General features: G+C 39.0%; 18 protein-coding genes and 1 pseudogene. 10 read left to right on the top strand and 9 right to left on the bottom strand.

The features are described from left to right. Window positions 1-72: 72 nt before the first annotated feature. Both katE and LZZ98_RS07430 read right to left on the bottom strand, forming a co-directional pair. Window positions 73-2199 carry a catalase HPII gene (katE, locus tag LZZ98_RS07435; protein ID WP_237787287.1) on the bottom strand — a complete coding sequence of 709 codons (2127 nt, stop codon included), beginning with the start codon at window positions 2197-2199 and terminating at the stop codon, window positions 73-75. Window positions 2200-2270: 71 nt separating this feature from the next. Further along, on the bottom strand, window positions 2271-3698 hold the full coding sequence (locus LZZ98_RS07430) for an iron-containing redox enzyme family protein (RefSeq protein WP_237787286.1): 1428 nt from the start codon (window positions 3696-3698) through the stop codon (window positions 2271-2273). Window positions 3699-3937: 239 nt separating this feature from the next. On the opposite strand from LZZ98_RS07430, the gene LZZ98_RS07425 reads away from it, so the two are divergent. The 3 genes from LZZ98_RS07425 (at window position 3938) to LZZ98_RS07415 (ending at window position 5373) form a co-directional block, all read left to right on the top strand. Next, window positions 3938-4408, top strand: a complete 471-nt coding sequence (locus LZZ98_RS07425) for a CinA family protein (protein ID WP_237787285.1) — start codon at window positions 3938-3940, stop codon at window positions 4406-4408. Window positions 4409-4602: 194 nt separating this feature from the next. Next, the gene (locus tag LZZ98_RS07420) at window positions 4603-4968 is read left to right on the top strand and encodes a hypothetical protein (RefSeq protein WP_237787284.1); all 366 of its coding nucleotides are present in this window, start codon (window positions 4603-4605) and stop codon (window positions 4966-4968) included. Between the two features lie 93 nt (window positions 4969-5061). Next, on the top strand, window positions 5062-5373 hold the full coding sequence (locus tag LZZ98_RS07415) for a hypothetical protein (RefSeq protein ID WP_237787283.1): 312 nt from the start codon (window positions 5062-5064) through the stop codon (window positions 5371-5373). 684 nt (window positions 5374-6057) lie between these two features. Here the strand turns inward: LZZ98_RS07415 and LZZ98_RS07410 are convergent. From LZZ98_RS07410 to LZZ98_RS07395, 4 genes are all read right to left on the bottom strand, one after another. Continuing rightward, entirely contained in the window at window positions 6058-6291 is a 234-nt protein-coding gene (locus LZZ98_RS07410; protein WP_086175168.1) for a hypothetical protein, read from the bottom strand. A gap of 264 nt (window positions 6292-6555) precedes the next feature. Next, on the bottom strand, window positions 6556-7644 hold the full coding sequence (locus LZZ98_RS07405; protein WP_237787282.1) for a YheT family hydrolase: 1089 nt from the start codon (window positions 7642-7644) through the stop codon (window positions 6556-6558). An 85-nt stretch (window positions 7645-7729) separates the two neighbouring features. Next, window positions 7730-8128 (bottom strand): nuclear transport factor 2 family protein, encoded by a 399-nt coding sequence (locus LZZ98_RS07400; RefSeq protein ID WP_442862694.1) that lies wholly within the window; start codon window positions 8126-8128, stop codon window positions 7730-7732. Window positions 8129-8254: 126 nt separating this feature from the next. Next, on the bottom strand, window positions 8255-10279 hold the full coding sequence (locus tag LZZ98_RS07395) for an NADPH-dependent 2,4-dienoyl-CoA reductase (RefSeq protein WP_237787280.1): 2025 nt from the start codon (window positions 10277-10279) through the stop codon (window positions 8255-8257). 138 nt (window positions 10280-10417) lie between these two features. Here LZZ98_RS07395 and LZZ98_RS07390 point away from each other — a divergent pair, with 138 nt between their 5' ends. Beyond that, window positions 10418-10963, top strand: coding sequence for a PadR family transcriptional regulator (locus tag LZZ98_RS07390; protein ID WP_237787279.1), 546 nt, complete (start codon window positions 10418-10420; stop codon window positions 10961-10963). 15 nt (window positions 10964-10978) lie between these two features. After that, window positions 10979-11888: pseudogene (locus LZZ98_RS07385) on the top strand (alpha/beta fold hydrolase). Window positions 11889-11916: 28 nt separating this feature from the next. Here the strand turns inward: LZZ98_RS07385 and LZZ98_RS07380 are convergent. Beyond that, window positions 11917-12831, bottom strand: coding sequence for a LysR family transcriptional regulator (locus LZZ98_RS07380; RefSeq protein ID WP_086175149.1), 915 nt, complete (start codon window positions 12829-12831; stop codon window positions 11917-11919). A gap of 346 nt (window positions 12832-13177) precedes the next feature. On the opposite strand from LZZ98_RS07380, the gene LZZ98_RS07375 reads away from it, so the two are divergent. Then, window positions 13178-14077: a LysR substrate-binding domain-containing protein gene (locus tag LZZ98_RS07375; RefSeq protein WP_237787278.1), complete on the top strand. Its 900-nt coding sequence runs from the start codon at window positions 13178-13180 to the stop codon at window positions 14075-14077. A 404-nt stretch (window positions 14078-14481) separates the two neighbouring features. On the opposite strand, the gene map is transcribed toward LZZ98_RS07375, so the two are convergent. Beyond that, window positions 14482-15276 carry a type I methionyl aminopeptidase gene (map, locus tag LZZ98_RS07370; RefSeq protein ID WP_237787277.1) on the bottom strand — a complete coding sequence of 265 codons (795 nt, stop codon included), beginning with the start codon at window positions 15274-15276 and terminating at the stop codon, window positions 14482-14484. Window positions 15277-15633: 357 nt separating this feature from the next. Here map and brnQ point away from each other — a divergent pair, with 357 nt between their 5' ends. Continuing rightward, window positions 15634-16920, top strand: a complete 1287-nt coding sequence (gene brnQ / locus LZZ98_RS07365; protein WP_237787276.1) for a branched-chain amino acid transport system II carrier protein — start codon at window positions 15634-15636, stop codon at window positions 16918-16920. Between the two features lie 484 nt (window positions 16921-17404). Continuing rightward, entirely contained in the window at window positions 17405-17647 is a 243-nt protein-coding gene (locus LZZ98_RS07360) for a hypothetical protein (RefSeq protein WP_086175145.1), read from the top strand. A gap of 84 nt (window positions 17648-17731) precedes the next feature. On the opposite strand, the gene LZZ98_RS07355 is transcribed toward LZZ98_RS07360, so the two are convergent. Continuing rightward, window positions 17732-18196 carry a hypothetical protein gene (locus LZZ98_RS07355; protein WP_237787275.1) on the bottom strand — a complete coding sequence of 155 codons (465 nt, stop codon included), beginning with the start codon at window positions 18194-18196 and terminating at the stop codon, window positions 17732-17734. Window positions 18197-18316: 120 nt separating this feature from the next. Here LZZ98_RS07355 and LZZ98_RS07350 point away from each other — a divergent pair, with 120 nt between their 5' ends. Together LZZ98_RS07350 and LZZ98_RS07345 are read left to right on the top strand one after the other, a co-directional pair. Further along, on the top strand, window positions 18317-19177 hold the full coding sequence (locus tag LZZ98_RS07350; protein ID WP_237787274.1) for an alpha/beta hydrolase family protein: 861 nt from the start codon (window positions 18317-18319) through the stop codon (window positions 19175-19177). Window positions 19178-19800: 623 nt separating this feature from the next. After that, window positions 19801-20940, top strand: a complete 1140-nt coding sequence (locus tag LZZ98_RS07345) for a catalase family protein (RefSeq protein ID WP_237787273.1) — start codon at window positions 19801-19803, stop codon at window positions 20938-20940. Window positions 20941-20985: the final 45 nt, after the last annotated feature.

Below are 20985 nucleotides of genomic sequence, written 5' to 3'. Positions count from 1 at the left end.
GTTCAATTGTAAAAAGCCCTATCTTCAAGATAGGGCTTTTTACGAGCAATAGTGTACTGAAAATGGCGTTGCTTAAGCAGGAACTGTGTCGGCAATGGCTTCGCGTGACCAGACCCGATGATGGCGGATCAGGGTTTTAAACTGTTCTTGCACAGATGCAAAATCCTCTGCATTTAAAGTCCCTTCATCATGCGGCAATTTAAGCTCATGTAAAAGTTTTTGCTTATCTCCTAACAATACAATTGGCTTCAGGTGCTTATAGGCCTCCAGAAGATAGTGTTTTGTCACCCCATCTTTTAGCGCTTGCGGGTAATTATCACCATCGACAATCACGACTGCATCATAAGCAATGGAAGGTTCTGCTTTTTGCATACCATTCGAGGCAACTTGAGCCTGTTGTTGATTCATCACAGGACCTGGCGTTGGAGTTAATATGTGAGCCATGGCTTTTTCAGCTGTAGCCCATTGTTGAATCGCATCGATACTGGCTTGATTAACCTGATCATGCACCAGTACGGCAATTTTTTTAGCTTTAATATCCTCAGGAATAAACGCCGTCATAGAAAGACGTGCCGATTTTTCTACCGAGGAAGATTTGGCCGGATTTTGTGGTGCAGTGACTTCTATACCCAAGTTTTTACCGACCTGTTGAGCCAGATCCAGATCAATATTGGCCAATACTTCTTGCACTTCACGTTGGCGGATATGTGGACGTTGCACTTTACTCAATTCGAAAGTATAGGCATCTACTACGTGCTTTTGTTCATGCGCTGCCAAGCTCTGGTAATACAGGCGAGCTTGCGAGAAATGATCTGAAAAAGACTCACTGCGCTGGCGGATTTTTTTACCATCGATTCTTTCCTGATAGCTCTCAAAACCGCCATCCTGTGCAGCGGGTGGCGTTTCAACTGGCCAGTTATTATCAATCGAATTCGGTTGGTAAGATGCCTGACCGCGATAGATATAAGTTTGGTGCATGGCATCACGCTGATTGTTATGAAAAGGACAAACCGGTTTATTAATGGGCAACTGATGAAAGTTTGGGCCACCCAAGCGGCTCAACTGGGTGTCGGTATAAGAAAATAAACGTGCCTGCAATAAAGGGTCATTGGTGAAATCTATACCCGGTACAATATGGGCCGGGCAAAATGCCACCTGTTCAATTTCTGCAAAGAAATTATCGACATTCCGATTCAGAACAAACTTGCCAATAGGCGTGACCGGAACCAGTTCTTCCGGAATGATTTTTGTAGGATCAAGTAAATCGAACTCGAACTTCATTTCATCTTCTTCAGCGACAATTTGAATGCCGAACTCCCATTCCGGATAATTCCCCGCCTCAATCGCTTCATATAAATCTCGGCGATGAAAATCAGGGTCTTTACCTGATAGCTTTTGAGCTTCATCCCAAACCAGTTGGCTTAAACCTTGTTTCGGTGTCCAGTGAAATTTGACAAATATGGCTTTGCCTTGAGCATTAATCAAACGGAAGGTATGTACCCCAAAGCCTTGAATTGAGCGTAAATTACGTGGAATGGCACGATCCGACATCGCCCACATCACCGTATGGGCAGACTCCGGTACCAAGGAGACAAAATCCCAGAAAGTATCATGGGCTGAACCTCCGGTTGGCACTTCAGTATGCGGTTCAGGTTTAACAGCATGCACAAAGTCTGGAAACTTAATGCCATCTTGCACAAAGAAAACCGGAACATTATTACCCACCAAATCGTAATTACCTTCCTGAGTATAAAATTTAATGGCAAAACCACGGATATCCCGCACGGTATCCGCAGAACCGCGTGGGCCTTGTACAGTGGAAAAACGTACAAAAATTGGCGTCTGTGTATTGGAATCGGTCAAAAAGCCGGCTTTGGTATATTGTTCATTACCCGGATAAGCCTGAAAATAACCATGTGCCCCTACACCTCGTGCATGCACAATTCGCTCTGGTATACGTTCATGATCAAAATGCGTGATTTTTTCTCTTAAGATAAAATCTTCCAGTAAGGTAGAACCCCTTACACCTGCCCTTAAACTGTTCTGATTATCTGAAATTTTAACGCCTTGATTGGTGGTCAGCGCCTGATCAGTAGCATCACTGCGTGAAGCATCCAACTGTTGAGTTTTTGCACTTTCATTGTTCTTGTCTAAAGTGTCAGTGCCTGCGACTTCACTTTTCTTATCTTGCTGATTCATGATTGCACCTCTTTTCTATTGAGTTAAAAATGTTGGATAAAATGGATGCGATGACCAATAGACATTAATCTTTATGGGGGAAATGATGATGTGACTTTCTGGGTACTTAAGAAGGGAAATAAAAAGTCGACAAAACGTTGCGTACACCAAAGTCCTATTTCACGATGATGAGCATGGGGTGCCAAGTAAGGCACTAGCTTATTGATTTTCATGGCAAGGTTGCCGGTTTCATAAATCTGGTGCTGAATATCTTCCAGCTCTCCATCCGATAAAAAACTGAACCAGAAATCATGTTGATTTTTATGGCCAAGATTGATTTTTCGTGTGCTTAAATCGGTATTTTGAGCAGATTCACCAGCGATCCAGTCATAAATAATCTGCTTTTCAGTAGAATTAAATACCCCGTACATTTTTCCATCTTCATGACTAATTAATTTCCAGAAATGACTTTCTTCGGGGTCTTTACCCAGTTTGATCCATTTTTTATCAATTAATATATCCAAAAAGGCTTCTACTGATTCAGGTGTTGCAAGCCATGAATTAATGGTTTTGCTATTAAACTGGCATTTTTCATTATGAATGACATTACCGACCAGGGCTTTACGCTTCAAAATTTTAACGACCAAAGTATCTAAATTAAGGTTTTTAATAATTTGCTTAGAAGACAATCCCTTATTGTTTAAAGCAAAGCCGATCTTTACTTTTTCTATAAAAGATTCTTTATCATTATATTTACTGTAAATTTTCTCGAAGGCCTTGAGTGATAAATTGGCATGGCCATTATCAATATTGTCGATGGTGATATGCACATTAAAATATTTCGAATCTATACCTAATTCTTGTAGCTCATAGTTGGTGATCAGCAGATGTAATGGAAGCTGTTCATATGCCAGATTAAAACCAATAATTTCAGGAATATACTCGGGTGGTGCATAAGCCAGTGCCAGCTGAATTGCAGGTTGATGATAATATTCATCCTCCAGATCCAATACAAAATGCTCCAATCCTAAATTCAGAATAAGATCATCGTATAGGCAAACATGATTGGATTTGGCCATTCCCAAGCCGAGTTCTTCTAAATATATTTGAATTAAGTCTCTGAAAACTGGATCATTCCAATAATGGGTCATGCTATATAACCAGGAACCATCTACCCGCTTTACCGGGGCAACTTTAATTAAAAATTCAAAGGCCTGACCGACATTTTTAAAATATTCGCGTTTTTCCCCGTTCTTCCTTCTTTCTAAATAGGCCTGATATTCAGTACATTGAGCCTTATTGTTGCTTAGCATCCAGTCCTTGATTTTGCCAATATCAGCCGGAAAGTCGACAGTGCTATAATTTAAGATTTGAATTTCTTTTTTTAAAAAATGTGATGCTTTTCTTTCCTTAGCACCAATAGAAACATCTGCATTGAGAAAAAAAGTGACTAAATCGCAATAATTTTGATGATTTTTATCAAGTAATTCTAGCAATTGCTTTTTTACTGCTACTGGCATTTTTTATTCTCCAAGCGGTAATTAGCATATGACCTTAATTCACTTATAATGCATGACAAAACCCTATAATTGTTATGATTCGTTTATATTATGTTTAATTCATTATTATCTATTTATAAAATTCAAACAGTTAAAATAAAATTACTTTAAAAAAGTGCGACACAAATCGCATTAACTTATTTTATATTGTTAATATAAAATTTAAGATAATATCCAGCAATTTTAACAAAGGAATAAATATGACTACTAAATGTTGTGAACTTCTAGCGAAAAATAAACTCAATATCACTTTTATTGAAAGTGCATCGGCGGGTTATTTGGCTTACCGTTTTTCACTGTCACCATTTTCAGGTGATATCTTAAATGGAGGACTAGTGTGTTACGATTTAAAGATCAAAGAAAAAATACTTAAAATATCGCCCAAACTTATAAAAATACACACCGCAGAATCTATTGAAATTACTGAAGAACTAGTAAAAAAATCAAAGAACATATTCAAATCGGATATATATGTAGGATGCACAGGACTACTCAAACGTGGCGGTTCTGAAACTCCAGAAAAACCTGTAGGAACTTTCTTTTATTCAATTTTATATAAAAACAAAATATATAGTTATCGATGCTTATGTAAAGGTAAAAAGAAAGACAAGCTCAATATACTTATTCAATACATATGTAAAAGTCTAATTAAAATTGTTAAATCTAAATAATTTAAATTTAAATTTGTTAATAGCGTTTATCCTAATTTTCGATATATTTCATTAGTATAATTTAACAACAGATCATTATAATTACATTCCAAACATTATGTAACATCCATTCTATTTTTTAATAAAATATTCATGCTAATAATAATTATATCTGGTTATACAGATTTTATTAAAAGCATATATGAGGTGTAGAGATGACTAATCCAAATCAAACCCAACAACAAAATGATCAACAACGCCAACAGCAGCAACAGAACGACCAACAACGTCAACAACCGGGTCAACAACAGCAGCCTGGTCAGCAACAGCAACAAGATCAGCAACACCAACAACCGGGTCAGCAGCAAGGCAACATGCCCCAAGATCAGCAACGCCAACAACCTGGTCAGCAGCAAGGCAACATGCCCCAACAGCAGCAACAAGATCAGCAACGCCAGCAAACTGGTCAGCAGCAAAGCAACCTGCAACAACAGCAGCAAAATGAGAATCAACGTCAGCAATCCGGTCAGCAGCAAGATTTTAGACAAAATCAGAATGACCAAAATAATCAACAGAAATAATGAGTTGATTAAGAATTCAATTTCGCACTCTAGACTGTGGAATGGTATTTAATTGCTTAGCGATTAATTCAAAAAAATTAGGAGCTCTACAGAATGACTGATCCCACTTTAGAAAATCAAAACCGTATCTCAAATAGTGAATCTGATCGGTATTGGCGTGAAAATTATACCAGTCGGCCTTATTATCAAGATTTACACCGTGATATTCCAGATATTGATTATGACAAGGATCTATCCTCTGCTTATGAATTTGGAAGAAATTCACGTTCTCAGTACGGCGAGAATGCCCGTTTTGAAGATTCGGAAAATGATCTTCAAAGCAAATGGGAACAGTTTAAAACTACCTCACGCTTAAAATGGGAACATGCAAAACATGCTGTAAAAGATGCATGGGACAGAATGTAGCGGAATAAAAAATTTCACTTCAATTTCCATTCATTAAAAAAGCACCCGAGGGTGCTTTTTTATACTGCTTTTTTATAGAATATTTTTCTGACTAATTGAACATTTGCCCAAATGCATAGATAACATACATCAGCATAAGCGCAGATGACGAAGTTACAAGGAGTTCTATCGCTTTCATAACCCACTCTCACTTCCTTATAGTGGAACACTCTTTATACACTGATAAATTTTGTCAGACAATAACAATTATTGACAATAATGTATCAAAAAATACCAAAAATATAAATATCACATTTTAAAATCAACATTTTCTCTTATCACAAATACAAAATTTTATTGCAAAATATGTCGTTTCATTTTTTAGTAGCATTTGATTTTAATATTTATATATTTTTCAATATTTTAAAAAATAATTCTTTAACTATTTTAACTTCTTTATCTTTGTTCAACTATGCAGATAGTGGATAGGGAAATTAACTTTCCTGTTATTTTTTGATACTCATTTTTGGGTGTGTTCGAGTCGGATTTAAAACTTTGCAACACTTGTCCGCTTCCTTCCCTCTAAACTCACTGCCGCCTACAGATCATCGGTTAGATATTTCATGACTTACTCTATATGAACTGAAAAATGGAATTTTAGGCATTAAAAAACCGCCTTAAAGACGGTTTTCCTTTTCCAAATAGTTATATCTTATTTACGGGAGTATTAAAGCGGAACATCTCATTAATACCCGTATAGAAACTGCGGCCATCAAGGTTCAAATTAATTTCAATACCAGATTCAAGCAAGACTTTCTTGCCTACTTCAACCCATTTAAACCCGTCACGGGTATTTTGCATTTTTTTAACAGGAACCAGCGATACTACAATTTCACGACCATTTACAGATTTTGCGACTAAATTTTCAGTTTTATTCAACATTTACACCAATTTTTTAATACATACAGAAACGCCACCATTGGCATTTCAAAACAACAACCTTAACTTGGGATCACTCAAATGAGTAGAAGCGTCTCTAGCAATTATTAAAAGAGAACATTTTCATGTAAGTCTTATTGTGGAATTTATTATAACAGAAATACTGATTTAATTCTCAAATACATATCAACTATATTAATTATAATTGTATTTAAATATTTCAAGTTTCCTTGTTCTATCTTCACCTATCAACATGCATGTAATTTACTGATAAACCCGCAAATAATCGGCAATCAGGCGTGTCGCCCAAGACTCTGGCTGTTTTACACCTTCATAAAAAATACAGTGACTGCCCTTTTTAGTGGTCACCACTACAATATTGGGCATCTTTTGAATGGCGTCTTTATAAGGTTCCAGATTTCGAATATGACAGACAGGATCATCTTCCGCATTTAAAATCATCAAGGGAATTTTGACATTTTCAAACACATGGATCGGATTTGTAGCCTGATTATAGTCTTCAAAGCTGCTATAGCCCGCCAGTTCAAAATAATGATACTGAAACTCTAATAAATCCTTGGCAGCAAGCACTTTGGGCAAGGAAGGAATTTGTTGCCAAGCTTCACTATAAGGATGAATAAATGCCTCCAACAGCTTTTTCGTCATCAACCTACTATAAAAAGAATGTACATTTTTAAAGCCAAGTTCAGTATCATAGCCGGGACATAATGCAAATGCCGCTTTAAATGGGGTGTTTTCACCTTCCTCCCCTAAATAGCGCACTAATAACCCAGTTCCGGCAGATGAGCCGACCGCATATAAAGCAGATTGTGAAAACTTGGTCTGAATATATTGAATCTGTTCACGCAAATCATCGGTAGACCCAAACATGGAAATTTTGGGTACAGGCATGGGTAAATTGGCATGACCACGGCGCAAACAGAGGGCGATACGCCATCCGGTATGACGGTGTAAGTCACCCACCAGTTCTGCCATGCTTTCCGGTGTACCGGTGAGCGTATGCATTAACACAATGGTCGGGGTATCTGCTGGCAGATGAAGGCCGTACCAAGCAATGGCAGTCACTCCGCCATCCAGCATCTGTAACTGTTCGATGGCATCATAGTGAAGCTGAATGTTTTTCTTTTTGATTAAATCGAAATACAGCAAATGTACATGCGTATTTGCTAACCATGGCGTAGGACGATATTTCTGTTGTAATTGCGGTAAGGCATCAAGCTTTTGCCGGACTTCACCTTGCGGATCACCATACAGTATGGGTAATTCCGCACCGGTAACCTGATCGACAATATCCTGCACAAATTGGCTAATTTTATTGGGCATAAACTTCATATTCGTTTTACCTCATAAAATGATGTAACTCAAAATACTTAGTACGTGTCGCTCCACTCAACCGTTTATATTTTTACTATACTCCTTATGTTTTGGGCATAAAAGCAGCCATACGTTGCCCCATCTGTGCTGCCAATGCTTCCAAGCCGCTCTTGGGACGTAACATCACTTCAAAATCAATAATTTGACCTTGTTCATTAAAACGAATCATGTCTATGCCTTTGAGTTTTTTTTCACCAACATTGGCGGAAAACTCCAGCACTACATTTAATCCATCTTCTGTATAGAATTCACGGTGATAAGTAAAATTTTCAAAGATCTGAATCACGTTGCTCAGAATAAAAAATACCACCTGCTTACCTGGATAAGGCTGATACGCCACAGGTGAACGAAACACCACATCTTCAGCCAGCAGCTCATTCAGAATAGACATATCACGTGTTTCCAGCATGGCATGCCAACGTTGTACCGCTGCTTGAGTCATTATTAAAGCCATTTTTATTTTCCTTATGCTTTTATTTATACAATCCCTCCCTTGCGAAACAATGTTTCTCACCCTTTAAAAAGGGAGGAATAAAGTCCCCCTTTATCAAAGGGGGATTTAGAGGGATTAAATCACGGCTGCCAAATCTGCACCTTGACGAATGGCACGTTTGGCATCCAGTTCACCAGCTTCTTTGGCACCACCAATCAAATATACATTTTTGCCATCGGCTTGCAGCTGGTCAAACATTGCGGTAAAAGGTTCCTGACCGGCACAAATCACCACATGATCCACTTCCAACACGCTCGGTTGACCATTCACCACAATATGTAAACCTTGATCATCAATCTTTTCATAACTCGCACCCGCCACCATTTTTACATTGCGGTGTTTTAATCCGGTACGGTGAATCCAGCCTGTAGTTTTACCCAAGCCTGCACCGACTGAGCTAGCCTTGCGTTGCAAGAGATAGATTTCACGCTGCGATGGTTCTACTTGAGCTGCTTTTAAACCACCGACATTTTCATAACCGGTGTCAATGCCCCATTCATTATAGAATTTTTGCGGATTCAGCGTGGCGCTCTCACCTTCATGGCTTAAATACTCTGCTGTATCAAAGCCAATACCACCTGCGCCAATAATGGCAACACGTTGCCCCACCGGCTTACGTTCTTTTAATACTTCCAGATAAGTCAGTACTTTTGGATGATCAATGCCGTCAATTTCTAAATGACGCGGGCTTACCCCGGTTGCCACCACAATCTCGTCAAAGTCAGACTGGCTTAATGCTTCATAGGTCGCTGAATGATTTAAGAGCAATTTAATATTGGGTTGTAATTCAATTTTACGTTTGAAGTAACGCAAGGTCTCATAAAACTCTTCTTTGCCCGGAATGGTTTTGGCAATATTAAACTGCCCGCCAATCTGGTTAGATGCTTCGAAAACAGTAATTTGATGTCCACGCTCGGCGGCATAAGTGGCAAAACTTAAACCTGCCGGACCCGCACCAATCACCGCAATCTTTTTAGCCTGTGTCGTTTCCTTGAATATCAGTTCGGTTTCATAACATGCACGTGGATTCACCAGACAAGAAGCAATTTTCATCGAGAAAATATGATCCAGACATGCCTGATTACAACCGATACAGGTATTGATTTCATCACTGCGGCCCTGTTCTGCTTTTTGCACGAAGAATGCATCGGCAAGCATTGGACGTGCCATGGAAATCATGTCTGCATGACCCGAAGCCAACACATGTTCCGCCATTTCCGGGGTATTGATACGGTTTGAGGTAATCAATGGAATTTTGACCAAACCTTTTAATTTTTCAGTCACCCAGGTAAATGCAGCGCGTGGCACTTTGGTTGCAATAGTCGGAATACGCGCTTCATGCCAGCCAATCCCGGTATTGATAATAGTTGCACCGGCTTTTTCAATTTCTTTGGCCAGTTGCACTACTTCTTCAAAAGTTGAACCGCCATCGACCAGATCCAGCATGGATAAACGATAAATGATGATAAAGTTTTCACCCACGGTTTCACGGGTACGCTTGACGATTTCAATCGGGAAACGGATACGGTTTTCATAACTGCCGCCCCACTCATCATCACGGTGGTTGGTGCGTGTAGCAATAAACTCGTTAATCAGATAGCCTTCCGAACCCATGATTTCTACACCGTCATAACCGGCGTATTGTGCCATCTTTGCACAATGGGCAAAGTCATCAATGGTCTGTTGTACCTCAGCAGCGCTTAAGGCATGGGGCTTGCTTGGATTGATCGGTGCCTGAATGGCAGACGGCGCAACCAGCTCAGCCTGATAGGAATAACGTCCGGTATGTAAAATCTGCATGGCAATTTTGCCACCCGCGTCATGCACCGCCTGAGTAATAACTTTATGTTTTTCAGCTTCTTCTACAGAGTCTAATTTCGCCCCGCCCGCAAAGGTCAAACCTGCATCATTCGGTGCAATCCCACCTGTAACAATTAGCCCTACGCCGCCTTGTGCCCGTTCTGCATAAAATGCAGCCATGCGTTCATAGCCACGTGGCGCTTCTTCCAGACCTACGTGCATAGATCCCATCAAGACACGGTTTTTGAGTGTGGTAAAGCCTAAATCTAAAGGGGCCAACAAATGAGGGTAATTCGACATATGATCTCCTTGGCGTGCTTTCTCAGCTAGCTATTCGGGGTGCTTAATGCAACTTGTTGCATAATTTATATTCCAGATTTGATTTTTATGCAACATGTTGCATAATGTTCTGGTAAATTTTTACTGACTGAGCCGTTTATGTCCTTAGCCCATGTTTTATTGACCAGCCTGATTGAAAAACCCAGTACCGGGATTGATTTGGCTCGTCGCTTTGACCGTTCTATGGGCTTTTTCTGGAATGCGACCCATCAGCAAATTTATCGTGAACTCAGCGCCATGCAGCAAAAGAACTGGATATCCACGCTTGAAGATCACAGTTCCAATACCCGTAAAAAAACCTATCAGGTTGAAGCGCTGGGACGTGCCGAACTGGCAGACTGGATGCTCAAACAAAGCGCTCCGGCGCAATTACGCGATGATTTAATGGTGCGGCTGCGTGCTGAAGCACAATTGGGTGGCAATACCATACTGCCTGAATTAGAACGGCATTTGCTGTTACACCAAGAAAATTTAAAAATTTACCAAACGATTTTTGCCAAAGACTTTGCCGATGGGCCTGATCAAGACCGTACCCAATTTATTCATAAAATGATTCTGCAACTCGGCATTGATCTGGAAATAGGCTGGATCAAGTGGCTCGAAACTGTTATTCCGCAATTAAAAGCCTTTGAAGATAAGACCTAAATAAAGGATAAGCGTATGCCACACTACCGCATGCCTGATAATGAGCAACTGTTTGTTCGTGAATTTGGACAAGGACAGCCTGTATTGGTCCTGTCAGGTTTAGGCATGCAGAGTTGGCAATGGCTACCTTTTTTATATCCCCATGCCAAAAATCATAAATTTATTATCCCTGAATGGCGTGGTTTTGGCGCGTCCAGTAATTGCCGTATTCCAGATATGGATGCCATTTCCAGTCACTGGCAAGATGTACAATCCGTTATGGCCCAGTTGCAACTGGACAAAGTGATTGTGATTGCCTATTCCATGGGAGCAACCACGGCGATGCATGGCATGCAATATGGCAACTTTGCCGAACATATCACAGCCTATTTGCATATTGACCAGACCCCTAAAATTCCGGTGGATGACAGCTGGGCTTATGGACTGTTTGGCGAGCATCATCCGGTCTTTATTTCTATTCTGACTGAGCTATCGCAGTTGCTATCTCAGTACCAAAACATCAAATATTTAAAAAATCTGGATAGTAAATCCCGCCGGCAAATTGCCAAACTCTGGCTACAGTTTATGGGCCTGCAAAATAGCAATAAATACAGTTTAAAGGCCTTTGAATGGGTGTTAAATCAGCCGCGATTACAAAGTTTATTACTACCCTCTAAGCGGCTCGACTATACGGCCTGGTATATCAACAATTATCTGTATCATCAGGAAGATTACCGCGAGGTGATTCAAAAACTGCAATGCCCGGTAACTTTCCTCAGCGGTACTCCAATCCAAGCTTTATCCTGTAGAAGGCCAAACCTTGATTGCACAAAGTATTCCACATGCCAAACAGGTTCATTTTGAAAAATCCGGGCACACGCCATTGCTGAGTGAACCGGTTAAATTCGGTCGTGAAATTACCCAGTTTCTTAAACAGTCCAGGTAAATCGTGATGCATCCTAAAAGTAGCAGCATTAAAAAATGATGCGGTCATATTTAATGGCTTCCAGATCATAGACCTGATAAACACTATCGATTAATGCACGGATATAGTCACTTTCATCATTGTTACGCAGAATTAAAAATACCGGACTGACAGCTGCATCATCAATGATCGGCACATAATCTAAGTGTTTAAATTGCATGGTTGTAGCACTCTCCGGGACAATACAGAGACCTTCACCAGCAGCCACCATACCCAAGGCCAACTGGATATCTTCCACCACAGTTAAATTTTGGGGATTAAGACCATATTCAGAAAACAGGCCTTTCATTTGGGTCGAAAAACTGGGTTTGGGCAAATTGGGATATAGAATTAAAGTTTCATCGACAATATCTGCAAGTCTCAGCCCTTCTTTATGCTGTGCAATAGCATGACTTGAATGCACCGCAACCATTAAAGGTTCTTCACGCAGTAAAATCCGTTTTATATCCGGGTCTGATATACGCACCCGGCCAAAGCAAGCATCAATACGCCCTTCTTTCAGCGCATCGATTTGCTGCATGGCATTCATCTTGACCATTTTGATTTTCAAATGTGGGTGCTGCTGACGAAATAAATACACCACTCGAGGCAACAGTCCAAACAATAAGGAACCACCAAAGGCAATGGTCAGCGTTCTTTCAATCATGCCTTCACGCATGGTCATGGATTTAAGCTGCTCAGCATTGGCTAACAGCTTGAGCGCCTGCTGATAAAAAAAACGCCCGATTACAGTCGGTTGCAATGGTCGGCTGCCTCGTTCAAACAGCTGAGCACCGAGTTCTGTTTCAAGATTTTGAATTTGACGGCTTAATGGAGGCTGAGCAATAAATAATTTTTCTGCCGCTTTGGTAAAACTCTGTTCTTCTACTACCGCAACAAAATAGCGTAAATGTCTTAATTCCATGACATTTTTCCTTTATTGATCTCTATACATCCAGCCCAAAACCAGCAAGGCAATTCACCGTAGCCAATTCAAAGCACTGAAATTGAACCATAAAGAAAAGCGCTGTTACTGACTATTCCACTTTAGCCTTGCTCTTTCGCTTGCTCTTTTGATAGTCAGATAGAAGAAGATGATTTTATTTTTCAGATATTTATGATTTTCAAATCTTCAATAAAGCAAAGCGGATAACAGCTGATCACGGCGCAGAATAAAAATATAAACAATGAAGATTGAGCAAATTTGAAATTGACAAATTGCAACGATACCTCTTTAATCTTAGATATTGTTGCATAAATGGAATTCTTAAATGCTGTCTGATCTTGATGATTTTTATTGCTTTGCATTGGTGGTTGAACATGGCGGGTTTAGTGCAGCAGAACGTGCCACGGATATTCCAAAATCAAAATTAAGCCGTCGCGTTTACAATCTTGAAGAACATTTAGGCGTTCGCTTAATCCAGCGCAGTTCCCGCCATTTTGCCGTGACTGAAATTGGAATGAATGTTTATCGCCATGCGCAAGTGATGATGAATGCTGCTCAAGCTGCACATGATCTGGTCGATCATTTAAGTATTCAGCCGCGTGGAGTAATTAAAGTCAGTCTGCCGGTTTCCATAGCGCAAAATGAAATCGCCAAGATTCTGCCAAAATTTCTGAAAACCTATCCTGAAATTAAAGTACAGCTGATTGTCAGCAATCGCCGTGTAGACATTATCAATGAAGGGATAGATGTGGCATTACGGGTACGTTCCAATTTGGATGATGACCCGAACCTGGTTTTACGCCAATTTGAAAATATCGAACAGCATTTATTTGCCAGTCAAGCCTACCTGAATGAATTTGGGGAGTTAAAACAGCCGGAAGATTTAAGCCAGCATCATATTCTTAGCATGTCGGATGAACATTTAGACCAGTATATCGTTGTACATGATGATAAAAACCAGCAGAAAAAAATTAAGGTCAACCCTATGGTAATGGGTTCTGACTTGATGATGCTGGCACAACTGGCACGACAAAATTGCGGTATTGTCTTGTTGCCCGACACCATTGTTCAAGATTATGTTCAAAGTGGTGAATTGGTGCGTGTACTGCCGGACTGGAAAGCACCTCACGGTATTTTCCATGCAGTTTATCCTTCACGCCGTGGCTTATTACCCGCTGTCCGTGTCTTTATCGACTATTTGGTGGAACAGCTCAGTAAGCATTAATACTTATGCCTCTGCTTAGAAAAGCAATAAGGCTATCTTTAAACAATTGGAAGATGCCTTTGAATTTTTGATTGCCTTACCATAAAACTACCAACCTTGTCACAAAAATATAAAATTCACTTGAGTAATACAAAATTTTAGGCAAAAAAAAGCTTATCCGAGGTGGATAAGCTTATAAACTTTAAATAAGAAACTACAGCTAGAATCTATAGTTGTATAGTACAAAAAAAAAATATATAAATCTAATATCTAAAATATATTATGAAAAAATAATAAAAATAAGTTTTCATTTAAAATCATAAAATTAGTCTTTAAAGTAATAGATTTTAAAACTTTGTTTGAACATAAAATCAACAATTCTATACCAAAGTATAAAACTATCTATTTCATTTAACTCTTCTCACTTAAATTACAGGATATGTACCTGTACCTTCTGGCCAAGGAGATAGAAGTTCAAAGCCGGTATCTGTTACTGCAACCATGTGTTCCCATTGCGCTGTCAATGAACGGTCAGCAGTCACTACAGTCCAGCCATCTTTAAGCTCTTTGACACGTGCCTTGCCTGCATTGATCATCGGTTCAATGGTAAAAACCATGCCTTTTTTAAGGATAAGACCTTGTCCTGACTGTCCATAATGTAGAACATTCGGTTGTTCGTGATAGACCTTGCCAATGCCGTGACCGCAGTATTCACGGACGATGCTATAACCTTCGCGGTGCGCAACCGACTGGATGGCAAATCCGACATCCCCCAAAGTTGCGCCCGGTTTCACTGCATGAATACCGGCAACCATCGCTTCATAAGTAGTTTCAACCAGTTTTTTGGCTTCAGGCTTCACCGTACCGACATAATACATGCGGCTGGTATCACCAAAATAACCATCTTTAATGATCGCCACATCAATATTGACAATGTCACCATCTTGCAAAATGGTACTTGCAGATGGAATACCATGGCACACTACTTCATTTGGGGAAATACAGGTGGTTTTGGTATAGCCGTAATAACCCACATTGGCCGGAATCACTTTTAAAGTGTTCACAATGAAGTCGTTACAGATGTCATCCAGATATTCTGTGCTTACTCCCGGCTTGATATACTTCCCTATCATTTCTAAAACCTGAGCAGCCAAACGCCCGGAAATACGGAGTTTTTCTAAATCTTGCTCAGTTTTGATGGTAATAGTGGAAGCTTTCATTGCATCATCCTCAAGAATAAGGCTTATGATTATAGTCCTTTTACTTTTATTTTGTTTAATTAGAACAGATAAACAGGAGCGTTTTGACTATTTTTGCAAGTTGGGTGATTGTTTTACATACATTTAACCAATCATTATAAAAAAATTAAAATCTACTTAAATAATTAAAAAAGAATAATATTTTATATTTTTATTTTTTTACCAATTAATCATATATATAATTAAACTTAATTTTTTCCAATTGTTCATTTAGGTAGGTTTTTAAATCACTAAAGTTCATAACCTTCATAAAATAATCTACAAAAAAACGTTCATATCCTCTAAAATTGCCTCTTTTGATCAATCTATCTCCCCTCTATGACAAGTCTCCGTACAAGAGATATTGTTGCCTTAGGTTTTATGACCTTTGCACTTTTTATTGGTGCGGGCAATATTATCTTTCCACCTATTGTGGCTCAACAAGCCGGTGAACATGTATGGCTAGCTGCTTTAGGTTTTCTTATTACCGCAGTTGGTCTGCCTGTTATCACCATTATGGCGTTATCACGTGTAGAAGGATCCATCCAAAATTTAAGTTCCCCTTTAGGTAAAATCGCAAGTCTGATTTTAACTATCGTGTGTTACTTAGCTGTTGGTCCTTTATTTGCAACACCACGTACCGCAACGGTTTCTTATGAAATCGGTTTTTCTTCTTATTTTGGTACATCAAGTAGCAGCCTGCTCATTTACAGTGCGATTTATTTTGCGCTGGTGACGGCTATTTCTTTATACCCAAATAAACTCTTAGATACTGTTGGTCATTTCCTTGCACCGTTAAAGATTGTTTCTTTAGCTGTATTGGGTATTGCTGCATTTATGATTCCAGCCGGATTTATTCCGCCTGCAATTGACAACTATGTAACTGCCCCGGTTTCCGAAGGTTTTGTCAATGGTTACTTAACCATGGACACCTTAGGTGCTTTGGTTTTTGGTATTGTAATCATTAACGCGATTCATTCACGTGGAGTAATAGATAAAAAACTGGTCACCAAATACGCCGTGATTGCGAGTTTAATCTCGGGTGTCGGTTTAACCCTGGTTTATTTAAGCCTGTTCAAACTTGGTTTAGGTAGCCACGAAGTTGCACCAAATGCTGCCAATGGTGCAGTGATCCTGCATGCATATGTACAACATGCTTTTGGTGATATTGGCTCTCTGTTCTTGACTGGAATGATTTTCCTTGCCTGTATGGTGACAGCGATTGGCTTAACCTGTGCATGTGCAGAATACTTCTCAGCACTGACTAAAATTCCTTATAAAATTTTCGTTTTTGTGTTGGTAGGCTTCTCTTTCATCATTTCAAACCTGGGTTTAACCAAACTGATTGCCGTATCTGTGCCTGTGTTGAGTGCCATTTACCCACCAGCCATTGTGGTGATCCTGCTCAGTTTCTTGTGGAAGTATTTCAATAAACCTGCCTATGTTGTTGCCCCGGTAACCGCGATTGCATTTTTATTTGGCGTGCTTGATGGACTTAAGGTAGCAGGTTTCAACTTACCTGAAATCATTCAACATTTACCTTTAAATGCGCAAAATTTAGCCTGGCTTATTCCATCTACTATTGTGCTGATTATGGCTATTTTGATCGACAAAGTTAAAAAATAACCTCAAGTTGATGTCATTAAAATTGCGTTTTACCCAAACCTGATTTTAAGCGTAATCAATAAAATGTCATGTTTTACCCAAACAGAATTTTATTGTTTACATTCACATCGGCTTGATATGTTTTCTAACAACTTAAAATTAAATAAAATCAATCACTCCCTTTTTAATTTCTCTCCGTCTGAGCTATAGCAGATTTTTTGCTTAAAGCTTGGCATCAATATTGCTGTTTTTATATCGACTATTGTTGAATATCTTCAATTTTTTTTATTTTGATAATATGTATGAACAGTACAATATTTGATCAAAAAATAGCTCATATTCATATTTTGAATAAGATAAGCATATAGTTTTATGTACTAGCATTGTTTTATGACAAAATAATGACATTGCCTATTGAAATGAGATGAAATTCGAAGTAAAACATTAGAAACTAATCTGACTAAAACAATTAGGTTTAGGTCATAAAATAACCGGAGGGGTGGGGATGTTAACATTACATTTCAATAAGGAAATCTTCATTAACGCTCTAAAAGCAAACAAGAACATGGTTACTTATCTAAGTACCTCAATAGCTTTAGTGGTGACACTCATTATCCATGGATTAATTCAGGGTAATTTAAAGCCTGAATTCTTTATGTATGCTTTTATTGTCTCGGTTGCCTTTTATATTTGGGCGGTGGTCGACCAAAAATATCGTTACCAGAAGCAGAGTAATTCCACAGAATAAAAGATGGGTGAACCCTCACCCATCTTAAAAAAGAACAATAATAAATATTAATCAAATACTTATTTAAAAATAAAAATCATTAAATTAAAATTTCCCTAATCCCAGCATAGTTCCAAGTAACAATCCTGCTGTCGCACCCAACTCCCCGATCACCAAAAAAATCATCGCACTGCTCAGTATCCATTTCGGCAAATGCCAGCGCCCCATTTGGTGCGGTTGTTTAAATTGATTGGTGGTATCTTTAAGCCAGCCATGTAAGACATAACTTAAAATTGAAAAACTAAAAAAAAACAGATTGATCAGCACAAAAATTAAATTAAGTCCCTCGCTCCAAACTGAAAAATAAGCTAAAACTGCAATAATCAGGCTGGCTGGTGCATAGAGCAAGCTACTTCTATGGGCAATATCGACATAATAATGTGCACGCGCCTGTGGAGAATGCCGAATTTGATAATATTTCCATACGCCTGTAAGCATACCTACCCACAGAAAAACCCCACTAAAGATGATTGCCCAGGCAACCGACTGATTTAACATTCCTGTTTCCATTCATATATATCCTTATTTTTAGAGCACTATTTGACTTTAAAGTCATACATTTTACAAGTTTCTTTTTGGAACTTATGTAAAGTAAAACAATGACTTTATGACATTGCTCACTGGAAAATCATGTCTCAATACGAAAATTTAGAAATCCAATGTCAGGATGGCTATACGCTACATGCCCGCTTTTATTCACATCAAACTGCGCATGCAAAGTCCTTACCGGTTTTAATTTGTCCAGCAACCGGCATTACAAAACAGTTTTACTATGCCTATGCAACATGGCTGGCTGAGCAAGGTCATGATGTTTTAGTTTTTGATTTTCGCGGGATTGGGGATTCACTGACAGGCCCACTGAAAAAATCCAAGGCCAGTATAGTGCAATGGGGACAACTGGACATTCCTGCTGCCATTGATACCTTACTTACCAAAACAACGGCCCAAAAAGTGATTTTATTAGGTCATAGTGCGGGTGGTCAGCTTTTGGGCATTGTACCTAATTATGAAAAAGTGGCCAAAGTTGTCGCGGTTTCAGGTTCAACTGGACATGTGAAAGGACTCAAAGGTAAAACCAAACTGCTTGCACCAGTAATGTTCCGCGGCATTTTCCCACTTTCCCGTTACACCTTAGGTTATGGCCCGACTCAAGCGATTGGCATGGGTGAAAACCTGCCTAAAGATGTCGCCAAGCAATGGGCACAATTTTGTAGCAAACCGGGTTATGTCATCAATGCCATAGGTAAAACGGTATTTAAAGATTATCACTCAGAAATTAAATGTCCGATTACGGTACTGTGGTCTTCAGACGATGAAATTGCAACCGAAGCTAACGTAAAGGATTTATTACGTTTGTACCCAAATGCAGCGACTGAAATGATTGAATTAAAGCCTAAAAGCTATGAACATAAAGCCATTGGCCATATGCTGATGTTTAAAAAATCGCATCAAAATTTATGGCGGGTAATTGAAAAAGAACTCTCAGCTTAAGCATTTAGACATCGCTAGTTTGATAAATTTGTGTTTTAATACGCTTAGTATGAGATGAGCCTCTTACAGTATGTGCCTTAGATGTGCATACGACTAGCCCCTAACCATGGGGCTTTTTAATTTTTGAAATCAATAGCTTAAAATTAATGGGCGTAAAACTGGCGTAAATACAAAGTTATCCACAGGTAATAACTGCTTATTAGTGTTAATTATATCATCTGCTTTATGAGCGGAATATAGAATTATAAAAATGAAAACATACCTATATTCTCACATTGAACACTGCATGAAATTTGCTGAGCCCTGGAATAAAAAATCTGGTTGGCGGTGTGGCATAGTTGTTTTGATTATGAGTATGGGTGTGGTAGTGGTTTTTTGATTTTGAGTGGGGTGTGGAGTTAATCTCGATTAATTTAAATCGCAGGGATAATTATGAAAATTAATACGAAATACCTTTTAGAATGTTATTTTTAAAATCCCACCACTTATTCCAAAAATTAGAAATGAATGAAAAAATGCCACAGACATTGTAATTATTTTATGTATTAAATAAGTCTAAAGAATTTCACACTATCAGGCTAAAAATTAAAAATGATTCCAGCTTTATAGCAAGGAGACAATCAATGCCGAACTTTATAAGACCTGTATATTTGGGTCTACTTTTCCACCCCATGATGGCAATAAGTATTTGTACTGCTGTACATGCTAATACGCCCCCTATGGCTCTTAGCTCTCCCAAAGATAGTGTCTACCCAAATATAGATCGGGGTTTAAGTGAAAGTCTTTATCCTAATGAAGCAACCACAGCTGAAAAAATTGCAGACATCATTGAAATGTCGATCCGGAAAGAGTATTCCACAGGGTTAGCGCTACGTGATGCACACCCCAAAGCACACGGCTGCGTACGTGCAGAATTTAAGATAGATGAAGCACTCCCAAAAAACTTGGCTCAAGGCATTTTTCTTCCTGGAAAAACATATCAGGCCTGGATTCGTTTCTCTAATGGATCTAGTGATGCAAAACAGGCGGATATTAAAAAAGATGCTCGGGGCATGGCGATAAAACTTTTGGCAGTACCAGGGAAAAAACTTTTAGATGATGCAACATCCACGCAAGATTTCATTATGATCAATCATCCTGTTTTTTTTGCGAATGATCCAGCTCGTTATATGTCATTTATGCAGGATATAAATAGTGACAGATTTCTTAAAAAACTCCATTTTCCTTTTGCATTAGGGGCTAAAGGAACTTGGATTGCATTAAATTCTAGAAATAAAATTTCAAATCCCCTGCAAACTCGATATTGGTCCATGGTTCCCTACCAGTTAGGACTAGGTTCTGATCGCCAGGCGGTAAAATACTCTGCTAGAGCTTGCTCAACAGTAATAGACCCTATGCCAGAAAAACCGAGTCATGATTTTCTGAGAGATGCCCTACGAAATAGCCTGCAAAAGGGCGATGCATGTATGGAGTTTTTAATACAACCTAGAACATCAAGTACCATGTCAGTCGAGGATTCCATGACCGAATGGAAAGAAAGCCAAGCACCTTTCTATAAGATAGCAACTATTCGTATTCCCCAACACGTTTTTGATACGCCTGACCAAAATAAGTTTTGTGAAAACCTCTCCTTTACACCATGGCATACACTACCTGAACATAAGCCGCTTGGAGCAATAAACCGAATGCGTAAAGTGATTTATGATCGTATTAGTCAAGTTAGACACGAGATGAATTCTACCAACAGATTAGAACCGCATTGATACCTAAATAGTACTTATAAGAAAAGCCCTCACTTGAGGGCTTTC

The sequence above is a fragment of the Acinetobacter sp. SM34 genome (genome assembly GCF_022012365.1).
Taxonomy (GTDB): Bacteria; Pseudomonadota; Gammaproteobacteria; order Pseudomonadales; family Moraxellaceae; genus Acinetobacter.
The sequence above is the reverse complement of the archived record's forward strand: the minus strand, read 5'-3'. Positions and strand labels throughout refer to the sequence as shown.